The sequence below is a fragment of the Flavobacterium sp. WC2416 genome (genome assembly GCF_041200095.1).
GTDB lineage: Bacteria > Bacteroidota > Bacteroidia > Flavobacteriales > Flavobacteriaceae > Flavobacterium.
The window spans coordinates 764183-779572 of sequence record NZ_CP165626.1; the positions used below are offsets into that span (position 1 = coordinate 764183).

Sequence of the window (15390 nt, forward strand, 5' to 3'; positions counted from 1 at the left end):
AAAAACTGTTGTTTATGAAAGTATTAGCTAATAAATGTATAATTCACTTTTATTTTGTTACGATTACTTCATTTTAATTTTTAAAACAGTAACAGAATAGGGTGGTAGACTTGTTATTGCTTTGTTATTTTTCACTTTAATTTCGCTTTCTGTTGGGCTAATTTTTTTAGGATTGGCAAAAGAGTTCTCATCTTCTAAGTTTGCACTAGTAAGGGTAGTCAATGTTCCTTTAGACGATAATTTGTTTCCTTTTAAATCAATATTAACTTCTTGTGCTGAAGACGAAGTGTTGACTAATTTTACAATTACGTCTTTACTCACCACGTCTTTTACAGCAGAGGCAAACAAATGATTTTGTCCTGTCACTGCTTTTCCATCTTTGGTTATGTTGATTAAATCGGTTCCTCTATTGGTTGCAAATAATTTTTGAACATAATAATTAGCAGATCCGTAGGCTTCTAAATTATTGAACCAAAGTAAATCTGGTGTCCATTGCCAAGCTTCTTCGTGTGCCATTAATGGAGCATATGAAGTTAGGTTGACTACTTCGGCATTTCTTTCTAATCCAGTCATGAAAGCCGCTTCAGAAAAAGCACATTCCCAATTGTTTTTATTGTCAGGACTTGCAATAGCAACACTTTGTGCAGCATATTCTCCTGCGAAAATCTTAGGTCCTTTTCGATCATAATTGTCGTAACGAGTAGCGTTTTCTCTAAACCATTGTGGGTTTTTATAATAATGCTCATCTACAATTTCGGCATTTAATTTCTTTAACTCTTCCATTCCGTAGTCAAAATAATCTCCTTCTGGAAATGGACCTGCACCTGAGACAATTGTCATATTTGGGTATTGGTCTTTAATAGCTTTTTCAAAAACTTTGTATCTAGCAATATAATCTGGTCCCCATTGTTCGTTACCTACACCAATGAATTTTAAATTAAATGGTTTTGGATGTCCCATATCTGAACGAACTTTACCCCAAGGAGTTTCAACACTACCATTGGCAAATTGGATCAAATCCAAAGCATCTTGAACATAAGGATCTAATTCTTCCATAGGAACCAACTCGCCCGTATTAAATTGACAAGCCATTCCACAACTTAAAATAGGTAAGGGTTGTGCTCCCAAATCTTCGGCAAGTTGGAAATATTCGAAAAATCCCAATCCGAAAGTTTGGAAATAATCGGGTGCTGGTTTGTGTTCAAATTCGGTATTCCAACGGTTAATTAATGTTTCTCTTTTCTCTACATCACCCACTGTTTTTTTCCATTGGTAGCGTTGTGCCAAAGTTCTACCTTCTACAATACAACCTCCTGGAAATCTTAGAAATCCTGGTTTCATATCATAAAGTAACTGAACGATGTCTTTACGCATTCCGTTTTTTCGATGCATCCAAGTGTCTTCTGGGAATACCGAAATCATGTCTAAATCAATAGTACCTGTTCCTTCAAACGTAATTTTCAGTTGTGCTTTGGCTTCGGTTTGAGTAGCGGTTAATTGTGCTGAATATCCTTTCCAATCGTTTGATGTAGGAACAATGCTAGTTTCGCCTAATACTTTTTTGTCTTTATCAATAAATTGGATTATGATTTTTTTAATAGCACCATTGTGATTAGCTGCTTTTAAAGAAAGATTGTATTTTGCATCCTTCTTAATCCCCATTCCTCTGAATCCAACATTGATCATTTCAAATCCTTTGTCATTTTTTACCAGAACTCTACAAAAACTAGGATTTGTTTTGTTTTCTAATGCCTTAATAGTGGTTGCAATTCCTGATTCGTTATTGAATGAATGAGTGTCACTGTTGGGTTGTTCCCATCCCATAAGTGGCGTGTCGAATTCAAATGAACGGTTTTTGATCATTTCGGCATAAAGACCTCCATCGGCAGCAAAGTTGATGTCTTCAAAAAACACACCGTACATTGTAGGTTGAATTTTAGTAACAGTATTTGTGGTGTTCACCTCAAGCGTCGTCTTTTGGGCTTGACCATAAAAGCCGTTAAGTAAAAGCCCGCATAGCGTAATTTTGGTAATTAAATTTGGTTTCATTTTTACATTTGTTTAAGGTTTAAAGTTTAAAGTTGGGGGTTAATTTAAACTTTAATGATTTGTTTATTTTCTCTATGGATATTGCTTTATTCTTTATAATCAATCCAAACTTTCATTTTTCCAACGCCTCTATTAGACCAGGAATAATAAGGAATGGCTTTTAATTTTTTATTTTGAATCGTATTCACCCCATCTAGAAGGTTATTTTCTTTTTGAACTTTGAAGCTGTCATTGGCATCGACAGTAATTTTATCGAATGCAGTTGCATTGTCAATTTCTTCAATCGCATACACTATTGGACCATATTCTAATGCTACTTTTCCAATATTACTTTCTACTTTACTATTAGTCACTACCTCCTTTACTTCCATAGGAAAATTAAGGGTTATTTTTTCGCCTTTTTTCCATTTACGAGTAATGGTAATATATCCTTTATCTACTTGGTAATTTATTGGTTTTCCGTTTATAGAAACGGTTGTTTTTGCAGATGAAACATTTTTATAACTGTATAAATCTCCAGGTAATACTTGGTTAGTTGCCCAACCTGGTATTCTTAATTTTATAGTGAATTCACTTTCTTTTTTTGGTGAAACAGTAACTGCAACTTTACCATCCCAAGGATAATTGGTTTGTTGAGCAATCTCTAATTCAGTTTTATCTAATGTAATTTTTGCATTATTCGAAGCATATAAGTTCACATACAGTACCTCTTTGCTTGACGAATAAATTAATCCCGGAATTGAAGGAATAAAACGAATTAAATTTGTTGGGCAACAAGAACAATCAAACCATGATTGACGAGTGCAAGAACCTCTGTTGTTTTTATAAACTCCATCTGATTCTAGTGCATTAGGATAGAAAAATTGTTTTCCGTCTAATGAAATTCCAGAAATTAAGCCATTATACAAAGTGCGTTCAATAACATTATAATAATCAGAACTTCCAGTTAGATTGTGTAATCTATGGTTCCAATACACATCACCAATAGCAGCACAAGTTTCATTATAAGCCGTAAGGTTCGGTAATTCATAGTTTGCACCAAAAGCTTCTCCATCATGTATGGCACCAATTCCACCAGTGATGTACATTTTTTTGTTGACCATGTTTGTCCACAAAGCATTCACTGCATTAAGGTATTCTTTGTCATTCTCGATCGCAGCAATATCGGTCATTCCAGCATACATATAAACGGCTCTTACAGCATGACCCACTGCTTCCTTTTGTTGGATTACAGGGATATCATCTTGGGAGTAGGCTCCATATAAAGCATGATTTTTTGGGTTGCCTCTATTATCTAAAAAGTATTTAGCCAAATTTAAATAGGCTTTGTTTTTTGTAATTTGATATAGTTTCACCAATCCTGTTTCTACAATTTGATGTCCTGGAACTCCGTGAACTTGATTGGCATTATCACCAAAAGTTTTAACCAATAAGTCGGCATTTTTTATCGCAATATCTAGGAAGTTTCTTTTTCCAGTCGCTTCATAATGTACTACTGCAGCTTCAAACATATGGCCCGAATTATATAATTCATGACTGATTTGTAACGATTCCCAACGCTTTCCCTCTATAACAGGGACCCAAGTTGCTGGTGGTTTCGCTGGATTTATTGTTCTCCAAGTGGTTAAATAACCATCTTTTTCTTGACCTACTTTTATAATACTAATAAGGGAATCTAATAATGTACTTAGTTTTGGGTTGGGTTCACTAATCAAGGTGTTTGATGCTCCTTCGATAATTTTGTAGACATCGGTATCGTCAAAAGGCATTTGACCTTTTACCTCTCCTGTCATTATACCACCTGCGATCAAAAAGTTATCCATGCGACCTTCTTCCTCACATTTTTGAATCGCATACTCAATTGTTTTTTCTTGAACCTTTTTTATAATGGGTAACCAAAAATTATCAGTAAGTTTTACATTCTGAATATTGACAGGTGTAATTGAATAACCTAAAGTTGAAGCAGTTGTTTTTTTGATTGGTTGTTGTGCCTGTCCAGAAATGGTCATTGCTAAACTGGCGACTACTATTATTGTTTTTTTGAATGTCATTTTAACTGCTATTTATTTTATTAATTCAGTGGGTCCAAAATAGGCCAAAGCGCATTGTCCCACTGCATTTGTTTTATTTTTAAGACAGGTCTTCCTTTTTGTTTGACATCATAGGCGTGAAAAATGATATAATCTTTTCCATCCATAGTATAAGCGCCGTTGTGTCCTGCACCATAATAGTTTTCATTGCCTTGAATAAGTAGCGTTCCTCCGCCTTCGTTTAATGCTTTTCCCTCTTTATCAACATAAGGTCCGGTAATGTTTTTGGATCTTCCTACCACTACTTTGTAGGTGCTTTTTTCTCCTCGACAGCACAAATCCCAAGAAAGAAATTGGTAATAATACCCGTTCTTTTTGAAAATAAAAGGAGCTTCAAGTGCGCCATCGCCAGGATCAGTGTCAGCTAGTTCAAATGTTCTTTTGCGTTTTGCAATGGTGTACCATTCTTGAGGTTGAGCAATTGATTTTAAATCAGGATTTAATTTTACCATTTTCAAGCCATTCCAAAAAGAACCAAAAGCCAACCATGGAACATTGTTTTCATCAAATGTCAAGTTGGGATCTATGGCGTTCCACAAATCACGATTTGGGATGGATTGAATCACAATTCCTTGATCGACCCATTTGTAAGCAGGGTCTTTTGGATCCAAAGTAGTATTAGTTGTTACCGCAATTGCCGAAGTATTTTTTGCGAAAGCAGAAACCGAATAATACAAGTAATAAGTATTGTTGTGGAAAGAAATATCTGGTGCCCAGATGTGATTGTTAAAATCAGGTACAACTGCATCCACCCAGGTTGGTTTTTCATTAAATATTGCTGGTTCTGGTTTCCATTTTTTTAAATCTTTAGAACTAAAAACACTGATACCTTGTCCTGTACAGTAGATATAGTAAGTATCTTTTTGTTTAATCATCACTGGATCATGAACCGTAATATCTTGCGCCCATGATGAACTAGTAGCGATTATTAGTAAAAGTAAGAATTGTATTTTTTTATGTATTTTCATTATACTTATTTTATTTTTGAATTCCTTCTGAAGTCATAATTACTCGTTTCATTGTGCCATTTTCGTTGTAATACAATCGATCGATGCAAACGGATCTTCTAAAACTTCCGCCGTCTGGCTGAGTAGATCCATTGTGATAGATGAAATAGTCTTTTCCCTTAAATTCAATTATAGCTTGGTGATTGGTATTTGAATTTCCAGCGATTTCATTCAAAATGCCTTTGTATTCCCATGGACCATTGATTGATTTACTCATTGCATAAGCTATCTTTTCGGGAAATTGATATGCATAAGATAAATAATACCAATCTTTTTTCTTGTGAATCCAAGGCGCCTCAGTGTAATTTGGTAAGGAGATGGTTTTAATTGGGCCATCTAATTCGAGCATGTTTTCTTTTAATTTAGCATAATGACAAACTGAGTTTCCCCAAAATAAATAGGCTTGTCCATCATCATCAATCATAACCGTTGGATCAATATCATCCCAATCAATCTTGGTTTGTGTGGTCATGTCATTAGTAACAAGAGCTTTTCCTAATGCATCTTTAAAAGGACCTGTTGGACTATCCGAAACTGCAACTCCAATGGCTTTCCCGTTGATGGCTCCATGAGAAACAGTAACATACCAATAAAATTTACCGTTGCGTTCAATAACTTGTGCCGCCCAAGCATCAGAGCTTGCCCAAGCAAAATCAGTTACTTTAAGAGGTACTGGATGTTCCTCCCAATGAATCATATCGGATGAGGAATAAACCAGCCATTCGTTCATTTTATAAAAATTGAAATCATTTGGTGCTTCATCATGGCCAGCGTACAAGTACACTTTGTCTTTGTAAACAAGCGCAGCTGGATCACCAGTATACTTTCCTTTTATGATTGGATTGTTAAAGGTTGTTGTACCACTGTTTATTTCTCCATTTGCGGAAGCGTTATTTTTATCTATTTTTATTGCTTTACAAGAGGAGAATAGTACAACAGTACATAGGATTAAAAATATATTTTTCATTTTATGTTTTATTTTTATTCAATCTTATAATAAGAAGGAATAAATTAGTTTGTTTTTTTACCCCAAACAGGTAATCCTGCTGTCGTAAGTCCGGAGTAAGTTATTGTTACTTTTCGTGTGGCACTTTCCCAATCCCAAGCATCACTAACTTTACATTTTATTCCGTTTACGGTAAGTACTGCGTTTGTGCTGTCATAAGACCAAGTTCCGGTAAGTCCACCGCTCACTTTTTTATCGGCTGTTAAGTATATAGTAACCGATTTTTGAATGACTTTGTATTGGTAATTCATTGTGATTTGTTCCCATTGACCTATAAAAGAGCTTTCGGTTAATGTAGTTTTTGGTACTGCAGCATAGCGCTCAGGTGCTATTACTGGCCATCCATCTTCCGACCACTGAATTTCTCGTACATGTCCCATCATTATTGCATTTGAAACATTAATTCCAGGAACACCTTCTGGTAAACGCGCTTGTGAGGCATAAAACCATTGTTTTGTATCTGGGTTTTGGAAAATGGCGCAATGTGAAATTCCAACCCAGCCCGTATGATTGTTAAAACCGTAAGGATGTGTTAGCATCGGCCAACAATCGGCTCCGTTTGTAACATTGGCTCCGTTTATTCCTAGATAAGGACCTGTGATGTTTTTTGATCGAGCGACACGAGTATTGTACGGTACATCTAGTCCGTCATACGCCATAAATAAATAATAATATTGGGTGTCTGTATTGTATATAATTTCTGGTCCTTCGGAACCTTGCCAACGACTAATTGCACTACGACTAGCGATACGGGTTCCATAATCGCTTAAAGTTTTTAATTGGTATGGCTTCCCTGTTGTTGGGTCTAATTTTAAGGCAGCAATACCCGAATGCCATGAACCATAAATTAAATACTGTTCTCCTGCAGGAGTTTCAATAAAACTTGGGTCAATTGCATTGAACTTGAAATAGGCATCTTCCCAATTTCTAGCACCCGTAAAGGAATACGGTTTTAATCCGTCTGGTTCTGAGCATACAACCATCCCTTTATCTACCCAAACATTCGAAGCCAAATCGTCGGTTTCAGCCAGTCCAATAAATGCTCTTTCACTCCATGAGTAGGTAAAATCAGAACCAATTATTGGATTATCAACTACTATGCTATAGTACATACGATACTTGTTACCTACTTTTCTCACACAAGGTGCCCAAAAACCGTAGTTAGGACTTGTAATTGGAGGCAAAACTGGATTCATTCTAGCTCTTTTGTTATTTACAGAATCCAAAACCCAAGTAGGAGCAGTAGTCATCGAAGACCCCATGAATTCCCAATTGACAAGATCTTTAGATCTTCTATAAAAAAAATGACCGTGTCCATCAGTAGCGTTTCCATAGGATGCATCCGTTTGATACATATAGTAATAATCGCCACATTTCTCTACTGTAGGGTCGTGAACATTGGCTAAATTCCATTGTGAATTAGTTCCCCAAGCGGCTATAGACGTATAATTATCTGCATAGCTTGGTCCTGGAAAGGTAACTGGAGTGGGAGTGGGAGTTGGTGTAGGAGTTGGATCTGGAGTAGGGGCATCACTACTTGAGCAACTACTGGTAGAAGCCACAACCAGCAACAGTACTAGTGATGGGACTAATTTTAAAATAGAATTAAATTTTTTCATTGTATCCTTTTTTATTTACTTTCTAACATTATTACAGAAAAAGGAGGGACCACAATAGATAACTTTCCTTTTTTCACGTCAAATCCTTTGTAAACTACTGGTTGTATTTTGTTTGGATTATCAAAAGAATTGTAATCCTGCAATTTTGATGATGATAATATGTTTCCAGAAATTGCTTTGATTCCAAGTTCGTTTAGATCAATTTCTATTTTATGATCTTTCTTAGTGTCTACGTTTACCAATGAAATATGAACTAATCCGTTTTTATCTTTTGAAGCCGAAGCCGATAAAGCAGGAAGCGATTCGCCATTATAGGTATACAGTGGAGAATTTAAAGTTATTGGTAATAGTTTTGCATCTTGATGTACACTGTACATTTGCATCACATGATAGGTTGGTGTTAAAATCATTTTGGCTTTATCTGTAAGGATAACAGCTTGTAAAACATTTACACATTGTGCTAGGTTTGCCATTCGAACACGATCCGCATGGTTGTTGAAAATATTAAGAGTAGCTCCTGCTAGAACCGCATCTCTCATAGTATTTTGTTGGTATAAAAATCCAGGATTAGTTCCTTTTTCCACATCGTACCAACCGCCCCATTCATCTACAACCAAAGCAATTTTTTTCTCTGGATCGTATTTATCCATGATAGCCCCATGTTTAACGATCAATTCATCCATTTTTATGGCTTCTTTCATTGTTGTGAAATATTGCCCTTCGGTAAAATCAACTGCATCTCCTTTTTTGTTCCATTCAATCACTGAGTAATGATGCATTGCTACACCACCCAACATGTTTGCTGGGATATTTTTCATCAAAGTTTCAGTCCAGTTATAGTCGGCATCACTTGCACCAGATGCTATACGCATCAAGCCACCAGTGTTTTCCCAATCAGACATGAAAGTGGCATATTTACGGTATTCGCCAGCATAATAATCAGGTGTCATATTGCCACCGCAACCCCAAGCTTCATTACCAATTCCCCAAATTTTTACTTTCCAAGGTTCTATTCGACCATTTTTTTTACGCAAATCACTCATTGGGCTTTTACCTCCAAAGTTGGCATATTGTACCCAGTCTGAAAGTTCTTGAACAGTTCCGCTTCCTACATTTCCGGATAAGTAAGGTTCTGCTCCTAGTAATTCACATAGGTTTAAAAAATCATGGGTTCCAAAACTATTGTCTTCAGTTGTTCCTCCCCACCATTTGTTTACCATTGTTGGTCTTTCTTCTTTTGGTCCAATACCATCTTTCCAGTGGTAAGTATCCGCAAAGCAACCACCTGGCCATCTTAAATTAGGGATTTTTAATTTTTTTAGTGCTTCAACAATGTCATTTCGTACTCCATTTGTATTTGGAATTTTGGATGTGTCACCCACAAAAAAACCTCCGTAGATAGAACGTCCTAAATGCTCGGCAAAATGGCCGTAGATGTTTTTGTTGATAGTAGGTGCACTTTCATTACTTTTTATAGTAAGCACGGTAGTCTCTTTTTGAGAAAAAATACTTTGGTTACAAAAAATAAAAACTAATAATAATAACGCTTTTTTCATATTTTATTTAAGTAATAATATCACATGGTAAACTTTTTTAAGGCCTAGCATGTGATATTAAAATTTCTAACTAATTCAATCAAATTGTATTAATACCCATCATTTTGAACGGTACCAGGATTGTTATCCATTTCTAATTGTGGTATTGGGAAATATTCTCTTCCTGATGCGTAAGAATTAAATTCAACATCTCTTGATTTTAACCAAGCAAGCTTTACGGGATCTTGCAACCAACCCCAACGGCGAATATCATCAAAACGGTGTCCTTCAAGAGGGAACTCTAAGAATCTTTCGTGACCTATTTGGTCTCTCATACCTGCTTGTGATAATCCGGGTTTTGCTGTAGCCAAATTAGGTAATCCAGCTCTAGTTCTAACCATTTGAATATAAGTATAAGCACCTGGAGTATCGCCAGTCTCGTTTAAAGTTTCAGCATACATTAACAAGATATCAGCATAACGTAACAAACGCTCGTTGATTCCTGAACGCCAGTCGTATTCATTAGCATAGTTTCCATCTGAATTTTCATATTTTCTACAAAACAAATCATTCAAATCTCCAGGGTTTGCTGCATAAAAAGTGGCGAAATCTTGTCCGTACAATTGCATTCCACCAGGTTTGTTATAGAACATTGTAGCATCCAATCGTGGATCTACACCACCAGTAGTGGTTGTTTCTTCATGAAATTCATCAAACAATGTTCTTGTTGGCTGAACATCTGTCCATCCAAATGCTCTTGGTCCATAAGTAATTGCTCTAGCAGATGTTTTTCCCCATCCAGAAGCAGGAGCACCACCCCAACCTAAGTCAACTCCACCTGCATCTCTACTAAACTGTACTTCAAATAATGACTCCGAATTGTTTTCATTACTGTCTGTAAAATTATCACGGTAGTTAGAGACTAATGAATAAACGCCTAAATCGATTACTTGTTTAAATGCAATTTTAGCATTGGCAAAATCTTTAGTAAATAAGTAGGCTTTTCCTAAATATCCTAAAGCAGCTCCTTTTGTAGCACGTCCTTTTTGACCTGCATCTAATCCTGTAACATTATCATAAGTTGTTGGTAACAAATCTGCAGCTGCTTTAAAGTCGGCAATTACTTGTGCCCATCCATCTTCTTGCGTTTTTTGTGGATAATAAACAGCAATGTCTGTAGGTAATGGTACGTTTTTAAACATGTTTACGGCATGAAACAAATACAATCCTCTTAAGAAATAGGCTTGACCTAAAATTCTGTTTTTAAGTCCTGCATCTGCCATTTCAATAGCTGGAACATTCGTAAGTACTTGATTCGCACGATAAATACCTTGGTAATACGTTTCGTAAGCCCAACCATAAATTGCTGAATTTGATACATTAGAGTTGAAACGCCCAACATTGTACATGGCATCCCAAGGACTGTTACTTCTTGTGTCATCTCCTTTTAAGTCTAATAATAAAGGAGTACTTCTCATGTACGTTCCATCAGTTAACAAACTACCATAAGCAGCATTTACACCTTGGATAGCATCCTGATCCGTTTTCCAGAAAGAATCTACCGCATTGTTGTTCGGGTCAACTTGAATTAAATCTTCATCATTCACGCAACTCGTTGTTACGACTGCTATTGAGAAGAAAACAGTTAGGTAATTAAATATTTTATATTTCATTTTGATTCGTTTTAAATTGTTTGGTTATTTTTAAAAATTCACTTCAAGTCCTAAAGAAAAAGTTCTAGGATTTGGGAATGAACCACCATCGTATCCTCTTGAGAACAAACCATCATTGCTATTAAAATCAGGGTCATATCCTCTGTATTTGCTGATTATTAATAAATTTTGACCGTTTACAAATAATTTTGCTTTTTGAATAAAGCTTATATTTTTAAGTGGAATTTCGTAACCAATTTGCATTGTTTGCAATTTTATGTAGTCTCCTTTTTCGATGAAACGATTAGAGTCTCTTGTGTTTGCATTTGGATCACCTATAATTGGACGAGGAACGTTTGTATTTGTATTTGTAGGTGTCCAGTAATTTAGTTCATCTATACTATGGTTACCATATTGTCCAGCCATTAAATTGCGATACATTCCATCAAACACTTTGTTTCCACCGCTTCCTTGCCAAAACATAGAGAAGTCCCAGTTTTTGTATGAACTACTAAAGTTAAAACCATAACTGTATTTAGGAATTGTAGTTCCTTGGTACGTTCTATCAAGATCTGTAATCATTCCGTCACCGTTTACATCCTTGAATTTTACATCTCCAACTCCTGCATTAGTTTGTGTTGGTGATGCAGCCAGATCTGCAGCATTTTGAAAAATTCCAGCAGTTTCGTATGCGTAAATTTCACCTATTGATCTACCTACTTCTGTTTTTGAAGCAGCACCGTAAATTGGGTTTCCATCAAGACCTATTTGTAATACTTTGTTATTCAAAGTACCTAAGTTAGCTGAGATACTATATTTGAAAGCATTATGATCATTATTATAGGTAGCTGAAAATTCTAAACCATTGTTTCTAACTGCACCTGCATTTGTTGTTACACTTGCAGGAAAGGCACCAGTTGAAAACGGTAATGGCACTCCAATTAAAAGGTCAGTTGATTTTTTAACATAATATTCAGCTGTAAATTGTAGGTCATTATTAAGTAATCCTAATTCAAGAGCGACGTTCGTAGTTCTTGTTTCTTCCCAGTGCACATTTGGATCTAAAGCACTTACTACTGTTGTTCCTGGTGCCAATCCGTTATTAAAATCATAACCAGCAAAACTATTGGTAGTAGTTGCGAAAAAGTAAGTTGGGATTGTGTTGTTACCTAATATACCGTAACCTCCTCTTAATTTAATATTGCTTACCCATTCTGGCAAGTGGATGAATTTTTCATTACTGATTTTCCATGCTCCTGAGAAAGAGTAAAAATTACCTTTATTGTATTTTTGACTAAAAAGAGAAGTTTTGTCTTGTCTAAAGTTAGCTTGCAACAAGTAACGGTCATCATACGCATAATTTAATCTGCTTAAATACGATACACCAGTAATTGTGTTTTCATATTCTCCAGCACTAGTGTTATCAGCATATTCTAAATGGCTAATTTCTCCGGGAGTATATCCAACTCCTCTTGACCAGTGATTGTAGTTATCACTACGTTCTTGTACCCAACCTACTAAAGCATCAAATTTATGTTTGCCAATTTCTTTTTCGTAAGTAAGTAAGTTGTTTAAGAAAGTTCTAGATTGACTTCCTGTAGAAACATCTAATGAAGCTTCATCATTTGTAGTAAGATAGTACCATCCTAAATCACTTGGCGGGATGAATTTTCTATTTTGCCAATCCAGTCTGTCAAAACTAGCGTCAATTTTATATTTTAAACCTTTAACGATTTCATATTCTCCCCAAATATCTCCAATAAAACGATTTCTTTTTCCAGTATTAGTTATCAAGTTGTTGTAACCAATAACGTTCATAGAAATAGCTCTTTGTGTTAAGTTTGTTGTTCCACCGTAACCACCTAAACGGTTCGCATCATAAACAGGCATTGTTGGAATAGCACCTAATAAATCACTAATTGGAGATTCACCAGCGTTGTACTCGTTAAAATTTTCTTTACCTGATTGTGTAAATCCTAATTTTGAACCGTATTTAAATTTTCCTTTTTTACCAGTTAAATTCAAAGTAGTAGATACTCTTTTATAATCTTGTGGGGAATCGATATAGCTACTATTTTTAAAATAGTCCACATTCATATTATATCCTAAACTTTCGGCACCACCACTAAAAGTAAGAGAATGGTTTTCTATAATTCCAGTTTTAAAAGCTGCATTTTGCCAGTTTGTATCTACATTGTTGATGTAATAAGGGCTATTAGGATCATTACCTGGAGCAATAGTTAATCCAGCATTAACCTCTGCAGCACTAGTAATATTTTGATATCCTACTCTATCAGTAAGGTCCCATTTTTTGGCTACGTTTTGAAAACCAACAAGTGATTTGTATTTAATGTCAAATTTACCTGCTTTTCCTTTTTTAGTAGTAATAATGATTACTCCATTTGCACCACGAACCCCATATATTGCAGCAGAAGAAGCGTCTTTTAAAACTTGCATAGATTCAATTTCACCAGTTGCAAAGTCATAAGGACTGTCTACAATCATACCATCAATTACAAAAAGAGGATTGTTGTTACTAAAAGAGTTAATACCTCTAATTTTAATGTTAACGAATCCACCTGGTTCTCCTGAGGTTTGCATGGTAACTCCTGCTACTTGACCTTGAAGCATTTTTGCAGCATCATAAGTTACCGTTTTCTTAGCATTATCCATGTTTACCACACTAACAGATCCTGTAAGGTCTGATTTTTTTTGAGTACCATACCCAATAACAACTACTTCATCCAATTTATTTAAATTGTCACTTAATGCGATGTTTAGTTGAGTTTTGTTACCAATGATCATTTCTTGATTTGAATATCCTAAATAGGAAAAAACAAGAATATCTTTTGGTGATGCTTTTATTGAATATTCCCCATCTAGTCCTGTAACAGTAACGGTATTGGTTCCTTTTACTAAAACATTGACTCCTGGTATTGGCATTTCATCTTTTGCCGATTTGACAACCCCTTTTATAGTCTTATCTTCTTGGGCAGAAAGAGTATAAGAAGAAAATAACATAACTATTATTACTAATAGCCATTCTTTTCTCGGCAATTCAAAATTGCAATAGAAAAATGATCGTTGGTTTGTTTTCATTCTAATTTGTTTTGGTTAGTTATAAGTGTATATTTTACATTTGTAAATTTAATTAAAAAAAAACTATAAAAACAAATTAATATGGTAAAAAAAATATCGAAAAAAAACACATATTGCAAATTAAGTGTAAAAACAACATTTAAAAATTGTATTTTTTTTAAAAAACCATAACGTTTTTACAATTTATTTATATAAAAGGTAGTGTTTTCATTAAAAAAGCGATTATTTAATCAAAAAATAAGTGGTAGATATATTTTTGTGAAAACGGAATTTATTTTGTTTTTAACTATAAATCAGGGCAATATTGTGTGATAAAAGCTTTTTTTTGGGTGCTTTTTTAATAAAAAGTACATTTTTGGAAATGTTAAATCATTAATAAAGTGTTCCATAAATCGATTTTTTATAAAAAACCTATAGTAATCTTCTTTTATTAATAATTAGAAAGACATTTAAATTTTAAATAACTACTATTCTTATTTACAGCCTTACCTAAACTGTAATTTCATCATAATAATTCACTAAGTGTAAAAACCACATTAATAAATTATGAATCGGATGAGGAAGTTTATATATTTACCCTAAAAAAGGAGTATGCTTAATAGTTATAGTTCTGCTGACAAAGTTTTATTAGCAGTTGATTGTATCATTTTTGGTTTTGATGATGAAGGTTTAAAAATACTTTTGATAAAGAGGGATTTTGAACCAGAAAAGGGGAAGTGGTCTTTAATAGGAGGCTTTCTTAAAAAAGAGGAAGTATTGGATACAGCTGCTATAAGAATACTGAATAGTTATACTGGACTTCAGGATATCTATATGGAACAGTTGCATGCTTATAGTGAGATTGATCGTGACCCAGTAGAGAGAACTATTTCGGTTGCTTATTATGCTTTGATTAATATTGAAAATCATAATGCAGAGTTGATTCAAAATTATCATGCACAATGGTTTAGTGTTTCGAATGTGCCAAAATTAATTTTTGACCATGATTCTATGTTGAGGCATGCTATAAGAAGATTGCGTTATAGAACTTCAATTAAACCAATAGGATTTGAACTTTTGCCTGAAAAATTCACGATGCGTCAATTGTTAGAATTGTATGAAGCAATTTTAAGCAAAGAGCTGGATAAAAGGAATTTTATCAGTAAAATAAATTCATTGGATATTTTGATAAAATTAGAGGAGAAAGATATGATGTCTTCTAGAAAAGGGTCGTATCTGTATACTTTTGACAAAGAAAAATACGATGCGAAATTATTGAATGATTTTGTACTGAATCTTTAATAATTTAGTAGTTCGTTACTTAAAATAAAAAAGGAAGTCTCTTTATTGAGGC

9 protein-coding genes are annotated in these 15390 nt (G+C 34.6%); 1 reads left to right on the plus strand and 8 read right to left on the minus strand.

Translation table 11 applies throughout. From position 1 onward, the window contains the following. Positions 1-63 precede the first annotated feature (63 nt). The 8 genes from AB3G39_RS03280 to AB3G39_RS03315 form a co-directional block, all read right to left on the minus strand. Positions 64-2049, minus strand: coding sequence for an alpha-L-arabinofuranosidase C-terminal domain-containing protein (locus AB3G39_RS03280; RefSeq protein ID WP_369766007.1), 1986 nt, complete (start codon positions 2047-2049; stop codon positions 64-66). An 86-nt stretch (positions 2050-2135) separates the two neighbouring features. After that, a complete protein-coding gene (locus tag AB3G39_RS03285; protein ID WP_369766008.1) occupies positions 2136-4100 on the minus strand; it encodes a glycoside hydrolase family 127 protein in 1965 nt (654 codons plus the stop codon). A 20-nt stretch (positions 4101-4120) separates the two neighbouring features. Beyond that, positions 4121-5107 (minus strand): arabinan endo-1,5-alpha-L-arabinosidase, encoded by a 987-nt coding sequence (locus tag AB3G39_RS03290; RefSeq protein ID WP_369766009.1) that lies wholly within the window; start codon positions 5105-5107, stop codon positions 4121-4123. Positions 5108-5117: 10 nt separating this feature from the next. Beyond that, entirely contained in the window at positions 5118-6113 is a 996-nt protein-coding gene (locus AB3G39_RS03295; RefSeq protein ID WP_369766010.1) for a glycoside hydrolase family 43 protein, read from the minus strand. 44 nt (positions 6114-6157) lie between these two features. Then, positions 6158-7771 carry an arabinan endo-1,5-alpha-L-arabinosidase gene (locus AB3G39_RS03300; RefSeq protein WP_367772463.1) on the minus strand — a complete coding sequence of 538 codons (1614 nt, stop codon included), beginning with the start codon at positions 7769-7771 and terminating at the stop codon, positions 6158-6160. Positions 7772-7782: 11 nt separating this feature from the next. Further along, positions 7783-9327 (minus strand): alpha-N-arabinofuranosidase, encoded by a 1545-nt coding sequence (locus tag AB3G39_RS03305; protein ID WP_367772461.1) that lies wholly within the window; start codon positions 9325-9327, stop codon positions 7783-7785. 89 nt (positions 9328-9416) lie between these two features. Then, a complete protein-coding gene (locus AB3G39_RS03310; RefSeq protein WP_367772459.1) occupies positions 9417-10979 on the minus strand; it encodes a RagB/SusD family nutrient uptake outer membrane protein in 1563 nt (520 codons plus the stop codon). A 30-nt stretch (positions 10980-11009) separates the two neighbouring features. Next, positions 11010-14057, minus strand: coding sequence for a SusC/RagA family TonB-linked outer membrane protein (locus AB3G39_RS03315; protein ID WP_369766011.1), 3048 nt, complete (start codon positions 14055-14057; stop codon positions 11010-11012). Between the two features lie 591 nt (positions 14058-14648). Here AB3G39_RS03315 and AB3G39_RS03320 point away from each other — a divergent pair. After that, positions 14649-15338, plus strand: coding sequence for an NUDIX domain-containing protein (locus tag AB3G39_RS03320; protein WP_369766013.1), 690 nt, complete (start codon positions 14649-14651; stop codon positions 15336-15338). The last annotated feature ends 52 nt before the right edge of the window (positions 15339-15390 follow it).

Coding starts and splice junctions, on each gene's coding strand:
- AB3G39_RS03280 (WP_369766007.1), bottom strand. CDS start 2,049: ATGAAACCAAATTTAATTACCAAAATTACGCTATGCGGGCTTTTACTT.
- AB3G39_RS03285 (WP_369766008.1), bottom strand. CDS start 4,100: ATGACATTCAAAAAAACAATAATAGTAGTCGCCAGTTTAGCAATGACC.
- AB3G39_RS03290 (WP_369766009.1), bottom strand. CDS start 5,107: ATGAAAATACATAAAAAAATACAATTCTTACTTTTACTAATAATCGCT.
- AB3G39_RS03295 (WP_369766010.1), bottom strand. CDS start 6,113: ATGAAAAATATATTTTTAATCCTATGTACTGTTGTACTATTCTCCTCT.
- AB3G39_RS03300 (WP_367772463.1), bottom strand. CDS start 7,771: ATGAAAAAATTTAATTCTATTTTAAAATTAGTCCCATCACTAGTACTG.
- AB3G39_RS03305 (WP_367772461.1), bottom strand. CDS start 9,327: ATGAAAAAAGCGTTATTATTATTAGTTTTTATTTTTTGTAACCAAAGT.
- AB3G39_RS03310 (WP_367772459.1), bottom strand. CDS start 10,979: ATGAAATATAAAATATTTAATTACCTAACTGTTTTCTTCTCAATAGCA.
- AB3G39_RS03315 (WP_369766011.1), bottom strand. CDS start 14,057: ATGAAAACAAACCAACGATCATTTTTCTATTGCAATTTTGAATTGCCG.
- AB3G39_RS03320 (WP_369766013.1), top strand. CDS start 14,649: ATGCTTAATAGTTATAGTTCTGCTGACAAAGTTTTATTAGCAGTTGAT.